At 46.5% G+C, this 20,511-nt stretch carries 17 protein-coding genes, 2 tRNA genes and 2 rRNA genes (1 of these 21 cut by a window edge); 7 read left to right on the top strand and 14 right to left on the bottom strand.

Going from position 1 to position 20,511, the window contains the following annotated elements:
* Nucleotides 1-4: 4 nt before the first annotated feature.
* Entirely contained in the window at nucleotides 5-454 is a 450-nt protein-coding gene (locus ABXT59_RS02260; protein ID WP_443637421.1) for an acyl-CoA thioesterase, read from the bottom strand.
* Between the two features lie 215 nt (nucleotides 455-669).
* Between ABXT59_RS02260 and ABXT59_RS02255 the strand changes: the two genes are divergently transcribed.
* Both ABXT59_RS02255 and ABXT59_RS02250 read left to right on the top strand, forming a co-directional pair.
* Complete coding sequence (locus ABXT59_RS02255; protein ID WP_443637420.1) at nucleotides 670-1,218, top strand: glutathione peroxidase; 549 nt, start codon at nucleotides 670-672, stop codon at nucleotides 1,216-1,218.
* Nucleotides 1,215-1,634 (top strand): YchJ family protein, encoded by a 420-nt coding sequence (locus tag ABXT59_RS02250; protein ID WP_443637419.1) that lies wholly within the window; start codon nucleotides 1,215-1,217, stop codon nucleotides 1,632-1,634. The genes ABXT59_RS02255 and ABXT59_RS02250 overlap by 4 nt, the downstream gene beginning before the upstream one ends.
* 154 nt (nucleotides 1,635-1,788) lie before the next feature.
* On the opposite strand, the gene ABXT59_RS02245 is transcribed toward ABXT59_RS02250, so the two are convergent.
* The 3 genes from ABXT59_RS02245 to ffh form a co-directional block, all read right to left on the bottom strand.
* Nucleotides 1,789-1,865 (bottom strand) — tRNA-Arg (locus ABXT59_RS02245).
* 8 nt (nucleotides 1,866-1,873) lie between these two features.
* Nucleotides 1,874-1,966: transfer RNA gene (locus ABXT59_RS02240), tRNA-Ser, on the bottom strand.
* 83 nt (nucleotides 1,967-2,049) lie between these two features.
* On the bottom strand, nucleotides 2,050-3,498 hold the full coding sequence (ffh, locus tag ABXT59_RS02235) for a signal recognition particle protein (RefSeq protein ID WP_443637418.1): 1,449 nt from the start codon (nucleotides 3,496-3,498) through the stop codon (nucleotides 2,050-2,052).
* 151 nt (nucleotides 3,499-3,649) lie between these two features.
* Here ffh and ABXT59_RS02230 point away from each other — a divergent pair, with 151 nt between their 5' ends.
* Both ABXT59_RS02230 and ABXT59_RS02225 read left to right on the top strand, forming a co-directional pair.
* The gene (locus ABXT59_RS02230; protein ID WP_443637416.1) at nucleotides 3,650-4,432 is read left to right on the top strand and encodes a cytochrome C assembly family protein; all 783 of its coding nucleotides are present in this window, start codon (nucleotides 3,650-3,652) and stop codon (nucleotides 4,430-4,432) included.
* A gap of 74 nt (nucleotides 4,433-4,506) precedes the next feature.
* Complete coding sequence (locus ABXT59_RS02225) at nucleotides 4,507-5,784, top strand: HlyC/CorC family transporter (RefSeq protein WP_443637415.1); 1,278 nt, start codon at nucleotides 4,507-4,509, stop codon at nucleotides 5,782-5,784.
* Here ABXT59_RS02225 and ABXT59_RS02220 read toward each other — a convergent pair.
* Nucleotides 5,781-5,978, bottom strand: coding sequence for a DUF1289 domain-containing protein (locus tag ABXT59_RS02220; RefSeq protein WP_443637413.1), 198 nt, complete (start codon nucleotides 5,976-5,978; stop codon nucleotides 5,781-5,783). The genes ABXT59_RS02225 and ABXT59_RS02220 overlap by 4 nt on opposite strands.
* A gap of 2 nt (nucleotides 5,979-5,980) precedes the next feature.
* Nucleotides 5,981-6,574: a CoA pyrophosphatase gene (locus ABXT59_RS02215; protein ID WP_443637411.1), complete on the bottom strand. Its 594-nt coding sequence runs from the start codon at nucleotides 6,572-6,574 to the stop codon at nucleotides 5,981-5,983.
* Between the two features lie 88 nt (nucleotides 6,575-6,662).
* Here ABXT59_RS02215 and ABXT59_RS02210 point away from each other — a divergent pair, with 88 nt between their 5' ends.
* Nucleotides 6,663-7,187, top strand: coding sequence for an NUDIX hydrolase (locus tag ABXT59_RS02210; protein WP_443637409.1), 525 nt, complete (start codon nucleotides 6,663-6,665; stop codon nucleotides 7,185-7,187).
* 39 nt (nucleotides 7,188-7,226) lie between these two features.
* On the opposite strand, the gene ABXT59_RS02205 is transcribed toward ABXT59_RS02210, so the two are convergent.
* From ABXT59_RS02205 to guaB, 6 genes are all read right to left on the bottom strand, one after another.
* Complete coding sequence (locus ABXT59_RS02205) at nucleotides 7,227-7,865, bottom strand: MBL fold metallo-hydrolase (protein ID WP_443637408.1); 639 nt, start codon at nucleotides 7,863-7,865, stop codon at nucleotides 7,227-7,229.
* A gap of 30 nt (nucleotides 7,866-7,895) precedes the next feature.
* Nucleotides 7,896-11,792 (bottom strand): phosphoribosylformylglycinamidine synthase, encoded by a 3,897-nt coding sequence (gene purL / locus ABXT59_RS02200; protein WP_443637406.1) that lies wholly within the window; start codon nucleotides 11,790-11,792, stop codon nucleotides 7,896-7,898.
* 9 nt (nucleotides 11,793-11,801) lie between these two features.
* A complete protein-coding gene (gene tadA / locus ABXT59_RS02195; RefSeq protein ID WP_443637405.1) occupies nucleotides 11,802-12,365 on the bottom strand; it encodes a tRNA adenosine(34) deaminase TadA in 564 nt (187 codons plus the stop codon).
* A 101-nt stretch (nucleotides 12,366-12,466) separates the two neighbouring features.
* On the bottom strand, nucleotides 12,467-12,907 hold the full coding sequence (locus tag ABXT59_RS02190) for a GNAT family acetyltransferase (RefSeq protein WP_443637404.1): 441 nt from the start codon (nucleotides 12,905-12,907) through the stop codon (nucleotides 12,467-12,469).
* Nucleotides 12,908-13,053: 146 nt separating this feature from the next.
* Nucleotides 13,054-14,625: a glutamine-hydrolyzing GMP synthase gene (gene guaA / locus ABXT59_RS02185; RefSeq protein ID WP_443637402.1), complete on the bottom strand. Its 1,572-nt coding sequence runs from the start codon at nucleotides 14,623-14,625 to the stop codon at nucleotides 13,054-13,056.
* 100 nt (nucleotides 14,626-14,725) lie between these two features.
* Nucleotides 14,726-16,195: an IMP dehydrogenase gene (gene guaB, locus ABXT59_RS02180; protein WP_443637401.1), complete on the bottom strand. Its 1,470-nt coding sequence runs from the start codon at nucleotides 16,193-16,195 to the stop codon at nucleotides 14,726-14,728.
* Between the two features lie 142 nt (nucleotides 16,196-16,337).
* Between guaB and xseA the strand changes: the two genes are divergently transcribed.
* Nucleotides 16,338-17,684: an exodeoxyribonuclease VII large subunit gene (gene xseA / locus ABXT59_RS02175; protein WP_443637399.1), complete on the top strand. Its 1,347-nt coding sequence runs from the start codon at nucleotides 16,338-16,340 to the stop codon at nucleotides 17,682-17,684.
* Nucleotides 17,685-17,941: 257 nt separating this feature from the next.
* Complete coding sequence (locus tag ABXT59_RS02170; protein ID WP_443637398.1) at nucleotides 17,942-18,070, top strand: hypothetical protein; 129 nt, start codon at nucleotides 17,942-17,944, stop codon at nucleotides 18,068-18,070.
* 88 nt (nucleotides 18,071-18,158) lie between these two features.
* On the opposite strand, the gene rrf is transcribed toward ABXT59_RS02170, so the two are convergent.
* Together rrf and ABXT59_RS02160 are read right to left on the bottom strand one after the other, a co-directional pair.
* Nucleotides 18,159-18,274: ribosomal RNA gene (gene rrf, locus ABXT59_RS02165) — 5S ribosomal RNA — on the bottom strand.
* Nucleotides 18,275-18,431: 157 nt separating this feature from the next.
* Nucleotides 18,432-20,511, bottom strand: a 23S ribosomal RNA gene (locus ABXT59_RS02160) (it continues 809 nt past the right edge of the window).

The raw sequence follows: 20,511 nt of genomic DNA, 5'->3' as shown, positions 1-20,511 counted from the left end.
TTATTTAAACGCTTGGTAACGGTTTGGGTTTACCTTGAGCATCAACCGCCACAAAGGTAAACATACCCTTTGTCACCTTTGCAACTGTGTCACTGTGGTGACGCCTAACCCACGCCTCCACATGCACAGTGATGGAGGTATTGCCTCGCTTGGCTACACTGCAATAACAACTTAAATCATCACCCACATAAACAGGTTTGTGAAACGTCATAGCATCCACAGCCACGGTAACTACTCGGCCTTTGGCAACATGGGCAGCAAACACTCCACTGGATATGTCCATCTGGGACATAATCCACCCACCAAATATATCACCGTCGGGGTTAGCGTCTGCAGGCATAGCGATGGTGCGTAAAGATGGGTTACCAGCAGGCATCTGGGCTGAATTAACGACAGGCTTAGTTATAGGTTCAGCTATAGGCTCAGTGGTAGGGTTATTTAAGGGATTAGGCACTGGATTCGCCACGGTTAGTTATACCTTACATAATAGTGGTTTAATAGTTTCAATAATAACACTCAAAGAGAGATTTCCCACACACATACACTGCCAATTTTTTGCTACGTTAAAGTCTTAGTTTTAGCCGTCTGCGTATTTTATTGTAAATCATAACCTAAAGCCGTATTTTTTAGGTATATTGAAAATAAATTAACTTAAGGTATTGTCATATTATGTTTTCACGTCCTATTGTGCGTTGTTTAATACTTTTATGTTTTGCTGTGTCGGCGTCTCAGACCGCTCTAGCGTCCTGCGCTCCGTGGCTTAAGCACGACCTGAAACAACTCCATTCGGGTAAACCGTTAGATGTTTGTGCTGTTACTGCGGGTAAACCATTGTTACTGGTTAATACAGCGAGCCGCTGTGGCTTTACTGGACAATTTGAAGGCTTAGAAGAATTACACCAAACCTACAAAGACCAGGGCCTCATTATTATTGGGTTCCCTAGCAACTCCTTTAATCAAGCTGCCGCCAATGAAGAAGAAGCGGCTAAGGTCTGCTTTTTTAATTTTGGTGTGACTTTTTTAATGACCCAAACGATGCAAGTTACAGGGTCGAATGCACACCCCATATTTCAGCACTTAATCGCAGCAGAAGGCGAACCTAGCTGGAATTTTAACAAGTATTTAGTGGATAAAGACGGTCAAGTTATTGATCGGTTTAGGCAATGGACATCGCCAACATCTCGCGCGATTAGTAAGGCGATAGAAGCCCAACTATGAGCCGAAAGCAGGCCCAACCTTCTGCCCTGACAAGCACTCAGTGCTACTGTCAATCAGGGCATAGTTTTGAATCCTGCTGCCAACCCGTGCTTACCAAAGATCAATACGCTGAAACTGCAGAAATGCTAATGCGTTCACGCTATACGGCCTTTTGCCTGCATAATCAAACCTACCTGCTTGAGACTTGGCATCTTAGCACCCGCCCTAAAAGTATAGAGTTTCATACTCAGCAGCTGTGGCTGGGCCTTAAAGTAGTCACTACTCAAGGAGGCGGCTTAGAGGATGCAGAGGGACAAGTTGAATTTATTGCACGATATAAAATTCAAGGTAAAGCCTATTGTTTGCATGAATGCAGTGAATTTTTACGACAAGATCAGCGTTGGTATTACACTCAGGGTAGGCTTTTTTATCATTAGATCAGCTTGGATAATCGTTACGTAAGGGTGTTTTGGAAATGCTAATCAAGCTTGAGGGGTATGGTGTGCTTGAAGCACAGCGTCAAGTCTGAGGCACGGCCAGATTATTAAGTTTTGCCGTGGTTATTCCATTAAAACGCTATTTTGAAGAAAATGGCGCGCCCGAGAGGATTCGAACCTCTGACCGCTCGGTTCGTAGCCGAGTACTCTATCCAGCTGAGCTACGGGCGCTCAAAAAATGGCGGAGAGGGAGGGATTCGAACCCTCGGTACCCGTTTAAAAGGTACGGTTCCTTAGCAGGGAACTGGTTTCAGCCACTCACCCACCTCTCCGCAGAGAGCGCGTATATTACCCTAACCTTTTAGTAAATAAAAGGCTTAAACTTCAATTCTCTTGAATGTTTTAGTTACTCGCCTTATTTTTTCCCAAACGGAAAACCACCACCTAATCCGGGCAGACCTCCGGGCATACTGGGGGGCATTCCAGGCGGCATTCCGCCTGCTCCACCACCCATGCCCGGTGGCATTTGTCCTTGCAAACCACGCATCATTTTTTGCATGCCACCCTTGCCTGACATCTTCTTCATCATCTTTGCCATTTGTTTGTGCTGTTTGATCAAACGGTTGATGTCTTGGATCTGGGTACCAGAACCCGCTGCAATGCGGCGCTTACGGGAACCATTAAGAGAATCTGGCAGAGCACGCTCTTTGGGTGTCATGGAATTAATGATACATTCCATTTGATTAAAGTTCTTTTCTGCACCTGCGCTCGAAGCCGCTTGTGCCATACCGCCCATGCCTGGCATTTTATCTAGCAAACCCGCCATGCCACCCATATTTTTCATTTGCTGAAGCTGATCACGGAAATCTTCTAGGTCAAAGCCTTTGCCTTTTTTGATTTTTTTGGCGAGCTTTTCTGCCTTTTCTCTATCGACCTTTTGTTCTACTTCTTCGATCAGAGATAGTACATCACCCATGCCCAAAATGCGTGATGCAACTCGGTCTGGATGGAAAGGTTCAAGGGCTTCTACCTTTTCACCCACACCTAAGAATTTAATCGGTTTGCCCGTAATATGGCGCACGGAAAGCGCTGCTCCACCCCGAGCATCACCATCAGTTTTACTCAGCACCACACCCGTTAAGGGTAGTGCTTCATTAAACGCTTGTGCTGTATTGGCTGCGTCTTGGCCCGTCATGGCGTCAACAACAAACAGCGTTTCCACAGGAGCTAAAGTTGCATGAAGGGCTTTTACTTCTTCCATCATGGCCACATCAACTTGCATGCGACCCGCTGTATCAACAATCACCACATCATAGTGTTGCTGGCGAGCATGGTTAATGGCTTTTTCTGCGATAGCCACGGGTTTTTCCATGACCGTACTTGGAAAAAAGTGAGCACCCACTTCCTCAGACAGCGTTTGTAACTGCTTTATGGCGGCAGGACGATAAACGTCTACACTCACCAACATCACCGACTTCTTTTCCTTTTCCATGAGAAATTTAGCCAGTTTGGCCGCAGAAGTAGTTTTACCAGCACCCTGAAGACCCGCCATCAGCACAACCGCTGGAGGCTGAACAGCTAAATTAAGGCTCTCATTAGCAGAACCCATAATCGATTCAAGTTCTTGCTGAACAATTTTTACAAACACTTGGCCTGGACTTAAGCTACGACTAACTTCTGCACCTACAGCCCGAACTTTAATCTGCTCAATAAAAACCTTTACCACCGGCAAGGCGACGTCAGCTTCTAACAACGCCATGCGCACTTCACGCAAAGTTCCCTTAATATTGTCTTCTGTTAAGCGCGCTTGGCCACGGATGTGTTGTAACGTTTTACCTAAGCGTTCAGTTAAATTATCAAACATGTCAGTCTCTGTGAAACACCAAATAATAGGTCCTAGTATACCCTCGCTAATTCACTTTGGCCCTTAGTTTTAGTCTTTTTTCATATCAAGCCTAGGCAGGACTGCTTTGCTTCATTATGATGGGGTTATTAGCCGTACAAAAACAAACATCATGATTGCTTTAATAATTGGCCTTAGCGCAGTACTTTTTTACTTAGCAAGCGCTTGGACTCAAAATAGGACCCCTGCTCAACAAGCGTCCAAAAGAGCCTATGCCCTTAGCCTTGCAGCTTGGCTGTTACAGGGCTTGCATTTATATTTGGGGCTGTTCACTGAAGTAGGCCTTTTATTGGATTTAGGTGCTACTCTATCCCTCACTACATGGGCAGTAATTGGTGTCATTCTTATCAGCAGTTTACGCAATCCTGTGGCCAACTTGCTGATCTTTGCGGCACCTGCCGCTGCAGCGGCCATTGTGATCGATATTCTTAGTGTGCCTGCGTTTGAAGGCCGCCAATTTTCCTTGGGCATCTTGGTGCATATCTTCACCTCTATTCTGGCTTATGCCCTATTTGCCGTAGCAGCCTGTCAAGCTGTATTATTGATTTACCAAAATCGTCATTTGAAACACCACCAGTCTTCCCGCTTAGTTACAAGCTTGCCGCCTCTGCAAACGATGGAAAGCCTACTTTTTGAAGTATTGGCTACGGGGCAGATTTTGTTAAGTATGGCTTTACTGACAGGGTTTTTATTTTTAGATGATTTATGGGCACAACATGTGGCTCATAAAACCATCTTGAGTCTTGTAGCATGGTTCATTTTCACAATTCTTCTTTATGGGCATTACCGATTAGGCTGGCGTGGTCGCACTGCAATACGTTGGACCCTGTGGGGTTTTGGCAATTTAGCACTGGCTTTTTTTGGCACCAAAATGGTTTTGGAATTGCTTTTATAAAAACTCTGTACTTGACACGAAGCGCCTAAGGCATAAGAATTGACAGCCATAACTGATACGAGGTCACCCCCGCCTTGAGCGAAATCCCTTTAGGATACTTATTTTCTAGCCTAGCCTTCCTCATTTTATTGTCGGCATTTTTCTCCAGTTCAGAAACTGGCATGATGTCCCTCAATCGGTATCGCCTGCGCCACTTAGTTAAACAAAAACACCGAGGAGCCATGCGTGCGAGCCGGCTCTTAGATCGACCAGACCGCCTGATTGGCGTCATACTCATTGGCAACAATTTTGTAAACATTTTAGCCTCTGCTATTGCGACCATGATTGCTCTGCGCCTAATGGGTGATGCTGGAGTTGCCGTTGCTACGGCAATGCTCACTTTAGTAATCCTTATTTTTGCCGAGGTCACCCCCAAAACAGTGGCCGCAATTAAGCCTGAGCAGGTGGCTTTTCCTGCTTCTTTAATTCTGTCGCCCTTACTTAAACTGCTTTACCCCTTTGTATGGTTGGTTAATACCATTTGTAATGGCCTACTGCGCATGCTTGGTTTTAATGCTGCAGCCAAGGTCAGCGATCACCTAAGTTCAGAAGAGTTACGTACCATCGTGCATGAAGCGGGGGCGCTCATTCCAAGGCGCAATCAATCCATGTTGTTGAGCATATTGGATTTAGATACAGTGACAGTGGAAGATATTATGATTCCCCGCAACGAAATTGTGGGGATTGATATTAACGACGACATTAGTACGATTTTAAATACCATCAGTCAAAGCCCACATACACGCATACCCTTATACCAAGAAGAACTAAATAATGTGGTAGGTATGGTGCACGTAAGGCAAATACTGCCTCTAATGTACGCAGAAAAACCATCTAAGGAGGAGTTTTTGGCCTTGGCGCAAGAGCCTTATTTCGTGCCTGAAAGCACTCCTTTGAATACTCAATTGCTAAACTTTCAAAAGCGTAAATATTGGGTGGCTTTGGTGGTGGATGAATATGGTGACATTCAGGGACTAACCACACTGGAAGATATTTTAGAAGAAATTGTAGGTGACATGGCCGAAGAACAAGACCTTGAAAATGACGACATCCATGCTCAGGAAGATGGTTCGTTTTTCATTGATGGCACGACTACCGTGCGTGACATCAACAAGGCTCTTACTTGGTCCTTGCCCATTGATGGGCCTAAAACACTCAACGGTTTAATCACTGAAAGACTCGAAGAGATACCGCAGTTTAATGTGTGTTTAAAACTGGGAGAGTACCATCTTGAGACGGTTCAGATTAGAGGCAACTTTATTAAGACAGTGCGCTTACACCGCGTAGAGGTGACTGTAGAAGAGGTGCATTAAGGCTGCACAATGGTGACAAATGGACTGGCCAGTTCGCGTTCGCGCACATTGGCTAACACTTGTTTACGGCCATCTTCGTCTAAGCGCATCCAAGCGACAATTTCGTCCCCTGATCGATAACAGCCCTGGCAGATGTCGTCATCATCTAAATAACAAATGTTGACACAGGGGGAAGCAATGGTTTTTCCTGACACTGTTAAGCATCCTTTTGCTGGGTGTATAGATCAATACGCGCATCGTAAACTAAATTAACAAATTCAGCCAGAATAAAGGCGGTCATACCCCAAATACGATACTCATCATAATAGAAACTTGGCACCTGTTTAACTCCCTTTGCAAGCGGTAAAGCATCCATCTGCGGCTTCGTATCTACAAAAAATCTCAAAGGGACCGTGAATATGCGATCTAATTCTCCAAGATTAGGCATCAGTTGATTGACCACCGAAGTTGGCACAACACCAATCACAGGCGTCACCACAAACCCTTGTCTGGATAACACCTGCCCCATTTTTCCAACCACTGCCACGGCTTCTGGTTTGAGTGCCACTTCTTCATAGGCTTCTCTCAATGCAGTGGCGACTAGGTCGGCATCGTCAGGGTCTGCCTTACCACCTGGAAAAGCAATCTGGCCTTTATGAGTGGGCAAATGTTGTGCCCTGCGCGTGAGGATCACCTCAGGATTATGCTTATCGTCAGTGATCGCCACCAACACTGCTGCTGGGGTTTGTAAGTCTGCAATGAGTGTTCGAGGCTGATATTGTGATAATTTTTGGGTAATAAACTGATGCATTGGTTTGAATCTACAATTCCTTGTTTCTAGTGAAGAGTGTTTATCTTACAATAAACACATCAGTTAAGTGAGAGGTGCAAAACATATCATGAAATATTGTAGCCATTGTCGTGCTTTAGTAAGCTTTATTGTGCCCGAAGGTGACAATCGTCAGCGTTATGTCTGTGACGAATGTGAATTTATTTTTTATGAAAACCCTCGCATTATAGCGGGCACTATTCCCATCTTTGAAGGCCAAGTATTATTGTGCAAGCGTGCCATAGAGCCCCGGCTAGGTTACTGGACTTTGCCCGCAGGCTTCATGGAAAATGGCGAGACAACTCAGCAAGCAGCTCTTAGAGAGACCTACGAAGAAGCCTATGCAACCCCTCAACTTGGGGCTTTGTTCAGTGTATGCAACCTGTCCAAAGGTAATCAAGTACACCTTTATTACTTAGCTGAAATGACCGTGGCTGAGTATGGCTCTGGTCCAGAAAGCTTAGAAGTTGAACTCTACAATGAGGCTGATATCCCTTGGCATGATCTGGCTTTTGGTACCGTAACTGAAACCTTAAAGCGTTATTTTGAAGACCGCAAGCAGGGGCTTATGCAACTTCACCATATGGATTTCTGATACTAATGTGTCATTAATAATGACCACTAACTCAACGACTTAACCCTGTAGGAATGGATTCGTAAGACGCTCAGAACCGATGGTAGACATTGGTCCATGGCCTGGCACAAATTTGACGCTGTCTTGCAGTACGAGTAGTTTTGTTTTGATGGCTTCAATCAATGTGGCATGGTCTCCTTGAGGGAAGTCTGTGCGCCCTATTGAACCTTGGAACAACACATCACCCACAAACAATAAACCTTGATCTTGGTGATGAAACACCACATGGCCTGGGGTGTGCCCCGGGCAGTGCAACACATCTAAGGTTTCATCACCCACGCTAACTTGGTCTCCCTGATGCAGCCAGCGCGAGGGTATGAAAGATTTGGCTTCTGGGAACTGGAACATGCGGCTTTGATCGGCTAGACCATCAATCCAAAATTGATCACCTTCATGGGGACCAATAATAGGCAGGCCTTTATCTTCAGACAATTGACCTGCAGCGCCTGCATGATCAATGTGAGCGTGGGTCAATAAAATCTGTGTCAGTTGCACCCCATGTGCTGACACTCGTTCTAACAAACGGGGTGATTCTCCACCAGGGTCAACTAAGGCCGCTTGCATGGTTTCATCACACCATACTAGACTGCAATTTTGCTGAAACGGTGTGACTGGGATGATTTCAAACTGTAATGCCATGATTATTTACTCAAAGTTAACTCGCACGCTTTAACCTACCCATACACGGGCATTGCGGAAGATTCTCATCCATGGCCCGTCCTCACCCCAAGCTTTGTCTACCCATGAGTTAGTACAACTGCGGTACACTCTTTCAGGATGGGGCATCATGATGGTCACACGGCCATTAGCTGCCGTAAGCCCAGTAATGCCATTGACTGAGCCATTGGGATTAGCTGGATACTCTTCTGTGACTTGGCCATAACCATCAACGAACCGAAGAGCGACCTTTTGCTCACAGATTTGACGCTGTTCGTCACTGGAAAATTCTGCATGACCTTCACCATGGGCAATGGCAATGGGCATATGTGACCCTGCCATCCCTTGTAATAAAATTGAATCATTGTCTTGTACTTGCACCAGCGCCGTTCGGCCCTCAAATTGCTCTGATTGGTTGCGCACAAAGTGCGGCCAATGGTCACTCCCAGGAATTAATTCGTGCAAGTTAGACAACATTTGGCAACCATTACACACCCCCAAGGCAAAACTATCTTCTCGCTGAAAGAAATCACTAAACGCTTGGCGCGCTAAGGGGTTAAATAAAATGGACTTGGCCCATCCCTCACCCGCACCCAATACGTCTCCATATGAGAAGCCGCCACAGGCAACCAACCCTTTAAATTCACTTAGAGCACGACGCCCCTCTAAAATGTCACTCATGTGCACATCAACACAATCAAAACCAGCCTTCACAAAAGCAGCAGCCATTTCAAGCTGACCGTTAACGCCTTGTTCGCGCACTATGGCAACCCGTGGACGCTGGCCACTGGCAATTAACTCAGCAGCCACATCCTCATTACTGTCAAAAGTGAGAAGCGAGTTTAGGCCTGGGTTGTTCGCGTCTAATAAGGCATCGTATTCTTGTTGTGCACAATTGGCATTGTCTCGCATGGCTTGCAGGCGAAAGCTTGTATGCGCCCAAGTGCGATGAATCTGCGTTCTTGAGTCCGTTAAGACGGTTTCACCTTTAATCGTGAACCTAATTTGGTCATCTGTGTTGAGGGTGCCGATTACTCGGCTTTGTTCTGCCAAACCGCAGGAGCTGAGTTGGCGCAACACCTCAGCACTGTCGGCACTTTTAACTTGCAACACCACACCCAATTCTTCATTAAACAGCCAAGCCAATAAATCATCAGCATCACTAATGAGATCAGCACATTCAATATCCACACCGACATGACCCGCTAGGCACATTTCCACTAAGGTGGTGTACACACCCCCATCAGAACGATCATGATAGGCGAGTAATAAACCATCTTCATTAAGTCCTTGTACGGCACTAAACAAGCCTAATAGGTCATCTGCATCGTCTAAATCTGGACAGTGATCACCTAACTGACTGTATACCTGTGCTAAACAGGAGCCACCTAAGCGGTTTTTCCCATTGCCTAAGTCAACTAAAATAAGAGCAGTTTCACCTGTATTACTCACTAACTGAGGGGTTAGGGTCTTACGCACATCAGCCACGGGTGCAAAACCAGTAATGACCAAAGACACCGGTGAGGTCACGCTCTTATCAATATCACCATCACGCCATACAGTGCGCATAGACATAGAGTCTTTGCCCACAGGAATAGAAATGCCTAGGGCTGGACATAATTCCATGCCCACGGCTTTGACCGTATCGTATAAGTTTGCATCTTCACCGGCATAGCCTGCTGGAGACATCCAATTAGCAGACAGACGAATATTACTGATCTGCTCAATTTGCGCACAGGCCATATTGGTAATTGTTTCACCAATGGCCATGCGACCTGAAGCAGGCCCATCAATTAAGGCCAATGGCGTGCGCTCACCCATGGCCATGGCTTCACCCGTAGTTGAGTCTAAGGCGGTGGTAGTGACCGCACAATTGGCCACAGGCACTTGCCATGGACCAACCATTTGTTCACGGGCCACCATGCCCGTAATCGATCGATCACCAATGGTGATCAAAAAACCTTTGCCTGCTACTGTAGGCAAATGCAGCACGCGCCTCACTGCTTCAGGCAAATCCACATGAGACAGATCTAAGGCAGGTAGTTCAACCTCTTGTCGCTTTACATCCCGATGCATTTTAGGTGGTTTACCAAATAATACAGACATAGGCAGATCCACAGGTTGATCAACAAAGTCTGTGTCACCTAAGGATAAATGGTGCTCTTGAGTGGCTTCTCCTACCACTGCATAAGGACAACGTTCGCGCGCACATAGGGCCGTGAAAACATCCATATTTTTTGGTGGCACCGCCAGCACATAACGTTCTTGAGCTTCGTTGCACCAGATTGCAAGCGGCGACATGCCAGGCTCATCATTATTGATATTGCGCAACTGAAATGCTCCACCACGGCCACCATCCTTAACTAATTCTGGGAAGGCATTGGATAAGCCACCTGCACCTACATCGTGTATAAAACTGATGGGGTTATGATCACCCATTTGCCAACAGCGGTCGATCACTTCCTGACAGCGTCTTTCTAGTTCTGGGTTATCACGCTGCACCGAGGCAAAGTCTAAGTTTTCAGCACTCGCTCCTGAGTCCATGGAAGAAGCAGCGCCACCACCCAGACCAATTTGCATGGCTGGACCACCTAGACAGATCAATTGATCACCCACTCCCACCTCACCTTTTTCTACATGGTTTGCACGAATATTACCCATGCCCCCTGCGATCATGATTGGTTTATGATAACCACGAATGTCTGGGCCGTTGATGCCTGCAACTTGAGCTTCATAGGTGCGAAAATAACCATTTAAGGCTGGACGGCCAAATTCATTGTTAAAGGCTGCGCCACCAATAGGCCCTTCTAACATAATGTCTAAGGCAGACGCAATGCGATCAGGTTTGCCATAATCTACTTCCCAAGCCTGTTCAAACTCAGGAATACGCAAGTTAGATACACTGTAACCCGTAAGGCCTGCTTTGGGCTTAGAGCCCTTTCCAGTGGCACCCTCGTCACGTATTTCTCCACCAGAACCTGTGGCTGCGCCTGCAAAAGGAGCAATGGCAGTGGGATGGTTATGGGTTTCAACCTTCATCAATAGGTGAATTTCTTCCTCATGATAAGCATATTGCTGATTTTCTGATTGAGGGAAGAAACGACCCGCTGTATGACCTTTGATCACTGAGGCATTATCGATGTAGGCTGATAGGACACCCTCACCATTAAGCTCATTGGTATTCTTAATCATCTTAAACAACGACAAGGCTTGATCTTCACCATCAATAGACCAGCTTGCATTAAATATTTTATGGCGACAATGTTCCGAATTAGCTTGGGCAAACATCATCAATTCAACGTCTGTTGGGTTGCGGCCCAATTCGACAAAGGCTGTCACAAGGTAATCAATTTCATCCTCAGCTAAAGCCATACCCAAGCTTATATTTGCCTTAACCAGAGCCTCGCGCCCCCCATGTAAAATATCAATCCATGCTAGAGGCGCCGGTTGAGTTTGCACAAACAAGCCTTTAGCCTGATCTAAGGAAGTTAACGTTTGTTCTACCATGCGATCATGCAATAGGGCTGCTGCCAGAGTATATTCTTCAGCCGACAAAGACTGCGATGTAATCAGATAAAAAGCCGTACCGCGCTCTATGCGTTTGACTTGCTGCAAACCACAATTATGAGCAATATCTGTTGCCTTACTAGACCAAGGTGAAATAGTACCTAAGCGGGGAATCACCAATACTAGGTGGTCACTGAGGTTTTGTACCGGCACATTGGGGCCATAGCGCAGCACTTTATTGAGCTTGTCGACGTCAAGGTCAGTCAAATCCCCATCAACCAAAACAAAGTGCATAAACTCAGCATAGACAGCTTCAATATTAGGCAGCGCATCTTGTAAACGAGTTAGTAGACGTTGATTACGAAAGTCAGATAGAGCGGGTGCACCGCGAAGAATTAACATTTGTGGCCTCTAGAGAACTGCTTCTTTGGATTGATCTGTAATGGAATTAGAATTCGCTTTATCAGCTTTGTTAGCTTTGTGTTGTTTGCGTCGCTGTTTAAAAAAATTGCTCAACATCCTACCCGATTCATCAGCCAGAACGCCTGATATAACCTGCACACTATGGTTGAAATAGGGCTGTTCTAACAGCTGCATTTGGCTCACTACAGCTCCCGCCTTAGGTTCACTCGCTGCATACACAAGTCGTCGAATACGCGCATGGATAAGAGCGCCCACGCACATAGTGCAAGGCTCAAGTGTGACATAAAGATCGCAGCCACTCAGACGGTGATTGCCTAAAGTTTGCGCAGCTTGACGCAAGGCTATAATCTCAGCATGACCACAGGGATCATGTAAATTAATGGTTTGGTTATAACCTTGGCCAATAATCTGACCATCACATACCACTAGCGCACCCACAGGCACTTCACATATTTGCTCCGCTTGGGTTGCCAAAGCAATGGCTTGTTCCATAAATTCTAGGTCTATCAAGGTGGCGCTGTCGGTGTTGACCTGCATGGTCTGATCTCTCAAGTTTACTGAGCCCTTATTCCCACTCAATGGTACACATCGAATAGGTCATTGATTTTATTGTATTTTATTTTCACTATGTAAGTGCTTTGTAAGTAGATGGCTCAATCTTCAATCAACCTTTTTCCAAAACTGATTACTTCATCTTCACTGTAGCCAACTGCCTTATAAAAGTTTATCGCTTCTTTGTTATCTGCTCTGATTTGAAGGTTTATTTTTGGGCAGCCTTTATCAACAAGTATCTTCTCTCCAAATTCTAACAACTGTTTTCCAAAGCCACTTTTTTGGTATTTAGGAAGAACTGCCAAGTAGTTTAACCATCCTCTATGTCCATCATAACCAAACATAGCGGTAGCAATTATTTTGTTTGAGAGTTCACCGACAAAAAACAAATCTTTTTGTATGTTTACTTTACGCTCAATATCTAATTTTGGGTTATTCCAACTTCTTATCAAACCGCACTCTTCCCAAATATGAATGATGTCTTCCATATCTGTATGCTCATAAATTCTTATGTTTAATTCTATTGATATTTTTTCAGCCATTTCTACGTTTCGCAATTGTTCCTATAGTTTGTAGGTTTCTTTGTAACACCGAAAAAATAACCTCATTTTATCAACGGCTTAACTTTTCATAATTTTGTCACTATAAATTTTTTAGTAAATACTTTCAATGACTTAAATATACTTCATCATTCCCACTCAATAGTGGCAGGGGGTTTACTGGAAACATCATAGGCAACCCGAGAGATACCTGCTATTTCGTTAATAATTCGACCCGAGACTTTTTCCAATAGTTCATAGGGAAGGTGGGCCCAACGAGCGGTCATAAAGTCGATTGTTTCTACCGCTCTTAGACTAACTACCCACTCATAGCGACGTCCATCACCCACCACACCTACAGATTTGACGGGTAGGAAGACCACAAAGGCTTGACTGGTTTTTTGGTACCAGCCCGATGTATGTAATTCTTCCATGAAAATGGCATCAGCTAAACGCAGAATGTCGGCATATTCTTGTTTCACTTCACCTAATATGCGCACCCCAAGACCAGGACCTGGGAAGGGATGACGGTAAACCATGTTGTATGGTAAGCCAAGTTCTAAACCAATTTTTCGTACTTCGTCTTTAAATAATTCACGCAGTGGTTCCACTAACTCAAAAGCCATGTCAGCTGGCAAACCGCCCACGTTGTGATGGGATTTTATGACATGGGCCTTACCCGTTTCTGCAGCCGCGGACTCGATGACATCCGGATAAATAGTTCCTTGGGCGAGCCACTTCACATTGGTAATTTTAGTAGCTTCAGCATCAAATACATCGATAAAAGTATTGCCGATGACTTTACGTTTGGCCTCTGGATCTGAGACGCCCTTAAGGTTATCAAGAAACAATGCTTGTGCGTCTGCTCGAATGACTCGCACACCCATATTTTCAGCAAACATCTGCATTACTTGGTCGCCTTCATTAAGACGCAACAAACCATTGTCAACAAATACACACACCAGTTGGTCACCAATGGCCTTGTGCAGTAATGCCGCCACAACAGATGAATCTACGCCACCCGAAAGACCCAGCAATACGATGTCTTTGCCTACCTTATGACGCACAGTCCCAATGGCATCATCAATAATATTACTTGCAGTCCATAAACCTTCACAACCACAAATATCACTCACAAAACGTTCGAGAATCGCACCACCTTGGTTAGTGTGAGTCACCTCTGGATGAAACTGTAAGCCATAAAAGCGTTTTGCTTCATTACTCATGCCAGCAATAGGCGCACTATCTGTGGATGCCATGCAGGTAAAGTCTTCAGGCATCTGCGTGACCTTGTCACCATGGCTCATCCAAACGTTTAAACTGCATGTATCAGCCTGCAGGTCGTCATGAATGTCTTTAAGCAGTGCACCTGCTGTTTCTACTTGCACGTTGGCATAACCAAATTCGCGCTCGTCTGATGCGCTAACCTTGCCCCCCAACTGCTCTGCCATGGTTTGCATACCATAACAAATGCCTAGCACAGGCACATTCATTTGAAAAACAACTGCCGGTGCACGCGGGCTATGAACTTCGGTCACAGACTCTGGGCCGCCAGCCAATATAATACCTTTAGGGGCAAAATCAAGAATCGCTTGCTCGTTCATGTCATAAGCACGGATTTCACAATAAACACCAATTTCCCGAACTCTACGGGCAATTAATTGTGTGTATTGGGAACCAAAATCCAAGATGAGAATCCGTTGTGCATGGATGTCCTGCATCGTGTGTCACTCCGTGAATGGGCTTTAGCTCTATGAGGAGTCTAGAACCGTGTTAATTAAAATCAGCAGCTAATTACTTAGCCAAGTTGATTAGTACGGCTTATTTAGCCCGATAGTTGGGCGCTTCTTTGGTAATTGTCACGTCATGAACATGGCTTTCTCTCATACCAGCACTAGTTATGCGGGTAAAAGTTGGAATGGTGCGCATTTGTTCCATATTGGCACAGCCTGTGTAGCCCATGCTGGCCCGCAAACCACCCATCATTTGATGCACAATCGCAGCCATGGGGCCCTTACATGCTACGCGACCTTCAATGCCCTCTGGAACAAGCTTCTCTACTCCCTCATCGGTACTTTGAAAATAACGATCACTAGAACCTTGGGTTTGACCCATGGCTCCAATCGAGCCCATACCACGATAAGCTTTATACGCGCGGCCCTGAAATAGTTCAACCTCACCCGGTGCTTCATCTGTTCCCGCCAACAAACTGCCAGCCATCACGACACTCGCGCCCGCGGCGATGGCTTTGGCTAAGTCACCAGAATAGCGTACGCCCCCATCTGCAATCACAGGAATACCACGGGGACTCATCACCGCTGCCACATTGGCTACTGCAGTAATTTGTGGCACACCAATACCCGCTACAATGCGCGTGGTACATATAGAACCGGGACCAATGCCTACTTTAACACCATCTGCTCCAGCATCAGCTAGGGCTTCAGCAGCCTCAGCGGTTGCAATATTTCCACCCACTACTTGCACGTGGGGAAAGTTTGCCTTAACCCAGCGAACCCACTCTATCACCCCCGCAGAATGACCGTGGGCGGTATCAACAATAATTAAATCAACCCCAGCCCCAACTAAGGCCGTGACCCGAGCTTCAGTTTCTGTCCCCGTACCTACTGCAGCACCCACTCGCAAGCTACCTTGTGCATCTTTACATGCATTGGGATAAGCTTTAGCACGGTACATATCTTTCACCGTCATCATGCCTTGCAGGGAAAAGTTTTCATCCACCACTAATACGCGCTCAATACGGTGCCTACGCAGTAAGTTACGCACCGTATCCTGATCTACTCCGGGTTCGACGGTGACTAAGTTGTCTTTGGTGGTCATAATGGTATCTACGCGCGCGTCAACATGGTTTTCAAAGCGCATATCACGACTTGTCACAATACCAACCAACAAACCATTATCCACTACCGGAAAGCCCGAAAAGCCTGTTTTGGCCGCCAAACTTTGTAGGTCTCCAACAGTCATGTCAGATGAACAGGTTACTGGATCTTTGACTACACCACTCTCATGCTTTTTAACGCGTAAAACTTGTTCGGCTTGCTCGGCAACAGTGAGATTTTTGTGAACGATACCAATGCCACCTTCTTGGGCAATGGCAATAGCCAAGCGTGCCTCGGTCACAGTGTCCATAGCAGCAGAGGCAAGGGGGATATTTAAAGGTAAGTCGCGGGCAATATGAGTTTGCAGGTGAACATCTTTGGGCAGCACCTCCGAATAACCGGGTACTAAGAGTACGTCATCAAACGTGAGGGCTTCTTCGGCAAGTCGTAGCATGGGTGCATCCTTTTAATAGGTGAAAGGAAACGCTACATTATACTGGAAAAACCTAGACCATGACCATAGGCCTAGGATCTTTTCTTAGTGCTTTTGGTGTATCATTTATAGCTAAATTCTATTGCTCAGATCAAGGCCTTACATGAGTAGTTCAGACACCCCCATTGAGCGTATTTGGCAAGTAAGCGAGCTAAACCACGCTGCCAGGACTTTGTTAGAAAGTCGCTTTGGTATAGTGACGGTTATTGGTGAAATTTCAGGCTTTACCGCAGCGCGATCTGGGCATTGGTACTTCCGTCTTAAAGATATGGACGGACAGGTGAGTTGCGCCATGTTTCGCAATCGTAATCTATATTGTGACTTTAGCCCAAAAGAAGGTGATTTGGTGCACTTCCAAGCCAAGGTTAGTATTTACCCTGGGCGCGGCGACTATCAACTCATTGGCGAAAAAATTCAGCTCGCAGGTAGTGGTAACTTGCAGCAGGCTTTTGTGGCCTTAAAGCAAAAACTGCTGGATGAAGGCTTATTTGAGGAACAACATAAGCGCGCTATTCCATCTCATTGTCAGCGCATAGCTGTTATCAGTTCCGCCGACGGTGCTGCTATTCATGACTTTTTGAAAGTATTACAACAACGCATGCCTAGTCTAGCTGTCGACCTATTACCAGTGACTGTGCAAGGCCCAAATGCCGCTTTTGAAAGTGCTAAAGCCATTGAACTTTGTAATCTTTTAGGTCAACACGACGTCATCGTAATCACCCGCGGTGGTGGCTCAATCGAGGATCTTTGGAGTTATAATGATGAGCATTTAGCTCGCACTATTTATGCCAGTCGCATTCCCACGGTGAGTGCTGTAGGTCACGAAACTGATTTTACCATTGCTGACTTTGCGGCAGATTGCCGCATGCCTACTCCCTCGGCAGCTGCCGAACTCGTCAGTCAAGACCAAGGTGAACTTGTCTACAGAGTGGGTCAACTTGAACGCCAGTTACGCCAACAGTGGCACAAACACCTGCAACATCAACAATTAGATGTCGCTCGTTTGCGCGCGTTGCTCAAACACCCAGGCCAATCTCTCAACGATCAAAGCCAACGCTTAGACCATATTCAAGCAAGGTTAGAACAGGCTGCGCTAAAGAACTTACAGACAAAGCATGGAAGGTATAATCAAAGGCAGGCTAGCCTGTTAAGTAGTAATCCAAATGTATTTATTAAGTCTCATACTCGCCATGTCATGCAGTTAAGTCAACGCTTAACAACGGCTCAGAAGTCATCATTAAGTCAACAATCACAAAGATTTTCGAGCCTTGCAACACAGCTTAATCAGTTAAGTCCACTGCACACTTTGTCGCGAGGCTATAGCGTCACCCAAAATGAACAAGGCACGGTCATCACAGAGACGGGGCAGATCAATGCTAAGCAAAAATTAAAACTTAGCTTAGTTGATGGTCATGCAATGGTTAAGGTTGAGCAGGTAGTACCACACTAACTAACTGTATAAGTAATTACATTGTGTGTATTGGTGGGTTTCGATGATGCTGCAAGAGACTACAGGATAAGCATCTGCTCCCCCTTGGCATGAAATATCGTTTCACCACCCATCTTGATGCTCCCCGCGGGCTAATTCAATACCTGCGCAGTTAGATTGCTTGGGTCCGTTAGGCTCACGCATGGCTTTTAAGCGCCCAATAAAAAAGCCTCAGTGCGTGAGCATTGAGGCTTTCTTATTAAATGAGGTGCTTGGCGATGGCCCGGCCCCACATCGAAGAGGCGGGTCGTTCAAGTGGCGCAAAGCCCTGCTTTGCCAAGTGCGCCAGTCTCACCCTACTAACACATGGTGTGCAGCAGCAAGCTGCGCTGTTGGTGTCCATGTGAGAGAAGTTCATCGTAACATCAGGGCTTTCAAGCGCCCAATAAAAAAGCCCCAGTGCGTGAGCATTGAGGCTTTCTTATTAAATGAGGTGCTTGGCGATGACCTACTCTCACATGGGGAAACCCCACACTACCATCGGCGCTAAAACGTTTCACTTCTGAGTTCGGAATGGGGTCAGGTGGTTCCATCTCGCTATGGTCGCCAAGCAAAAAAGGTGAATGAAGATCAATCAATCCTACAATCAATCTACATCCTTGAATCTGTGATATCCACTGTCTAGGTCCTACATCATGCGCTTATCAAGCACTTATCCTTCGTAAACTTAATCGTACTTCTTCGCTTGTACAACGCTTTTGGCGTTATATGGTCAAGCCTCACGAGCAATTAGTATTGGTTAGCTCAACACGTTACCGTGCTTACACACCCAACCTATCAACGTCCTAGTCTTGAACGGCTCTTTAGGGACTTAAAGTCCTGTGAGATCTCATCTTGAAGGGGGCTTCCCGCTTAGATGCTTTCAGCGGTTATCCTGTCCGAACGTAGCTACCCGGCAATGCCACTGGCGTGACAACCGGAACACCAGAGGTTCGTTCACTCCGGTCCTCTCGTACTAGGAGCAACTCTTCTCAAATCTCAAACGTCCACGGCAGATAGGGACCGAACTGTCTCACGACGTTCTAAACCCAGCTCGCGTACCACTTTAAATGGCGAACAGCCATACCCTTGGGACCGGCTTCAGCCCCAGGATGTGATGAGCCGACATCGAGGTGCCAAACACCGCCGTCGATGTGAACTCTTGGGCGGTATCAGCCTGTTATCCCCGGAGTACCTTTTATCCGTTGAGCGATGGCCCTTCCATTCAGAACCACCGGATCACTATGACCTACTTTCGTATCTGCTCGACGTGTCTGTCTCGCAGTTAAGCATGCTTATGCCATTGCACTAACCTCATGATTTCCGACCATGATTAGCATACCTTCGTGCTCCTCCGTTACTCTTTGGGAGGAGACCGCCCCAGTCAAACTACCCACCACACAGTGTCCTCGATCCGGATTACGGACCTGAGTTAGAACCTCAAACATACCAGGGTGGTATTTCAAGTTTGGCTCCACTGAGACTAGCGTCCCAGTTTCAAAGCCTCCCACCTATCCTACACAAATAGGTTCAAAGTTCACTGTGAAGCTATAGTAAAGGTTCACGGGGTCTTTCCGTCTAGCCGCGGATACACTGCATCTTAACAGCGATTTCAATTTCACTGAGTCTCGGGTGGAGACAGTGTGGCCGTCGTTACGCCATTCGTGCAGGTCGGAACTTACCCGACAAGGAATTTCGCTACCTTAGGACCGTTATAGTTACGGCCGCCGTTTACCGGGGCTTCGATCAAGAGCTTCGCCGAAGCTAACCCCATCAATTAACCTTCCGGCACCGGGCAGGCGTCACACCGTATACGTCCACTTTCGTGTTTGCACAGTGCTGTGTTTTTAATAAACAGTCGCAGCCACCTGGTATCTTCGGCCGCCAACAGCTTAGGGAGCAAGTCCCATCACCATCAGCGGCGTACCTTCTCCCGAAGTTACGGTACCATTTTGCCTAGTTCCTTCACCCGAGTTCTCTCAAGCGCCTTGGTATTCTCTACCTGACCACCTGTGTCGGTTTGGGGTACGGTCACTCAATATCTGATGCTTAGAAGCTTTTCCTGGAAGCATGGCATCAACCACTTCAGTCCTAATGGACCTCGTCATCACGCCTCAGCCTTAAAAAATCCCGGATTTACCTAAGATTTAAGCCTACACGCTTAAACGCGGACAACCAACGCCGCGCTGGACTAGCCTTCTCCGTCCCTCCTTCGCAATATTGAGTGGTGCAGGAATATTAACCTGCTTCCCATCGACTACGCTCTTCAGCCTCGCCTTAGGGGCCGACTCACCCTACCCTGATTAGCATTGGATAGGAAACCTTGGTCTTCCGGCGGGGGAGCTTTTCACTCCCCTTATCGTTACTCATGTCAGCATTCGCACTTCTGATACCTCCAGGATGCCTCTCAGCTTTCCCTTCAACGGCCTACAGAACGCTCCTCTACCACGCATGCAAGCATGCGTCCGTAGCTTCGGTGTATAGTTTGAGCCCCGTTATATCTTCCGCGCAGGCCGATTCGACTAGTGAGCTATTACGCTTTCTTTAAAGGATGGCTGCTTCTAAGCCAACCTCCTAGCTGTCTAAACCTTCCCACATCGTTTCCCACTTAACTATAACTTTGGGACCTTAGCTGACGGTCTGGGTTGTTTCCCTTTCCACGACGGACGTTAGCACCCGCCGTGTGTCTCCCGTGATTGCACTCATTGGTATTCGGAGTTTGCATCGGGTTGGTAAGTCGGGATGACCCCCTAGCCGAAACAGTGCTCTACCCCCAATGGTGAGACACGAGGCGCTACCTAAATAGCTT

The sequence above is a fragment of the Candidatus Njordibacter sp. Uisw_058 genome (assembly GCF_047730065.1).
GTDB lineage: Bacteria > Pseudomonadota > Gammaproteobacteria > Pseudomonadales > Balneatricaceae > Njordibacter.
The sequence above is the reverse complement of the archived record's forward strand: the minus strand, read 5'-3'. Positions and strand labels throughout refer to the sequence as shown.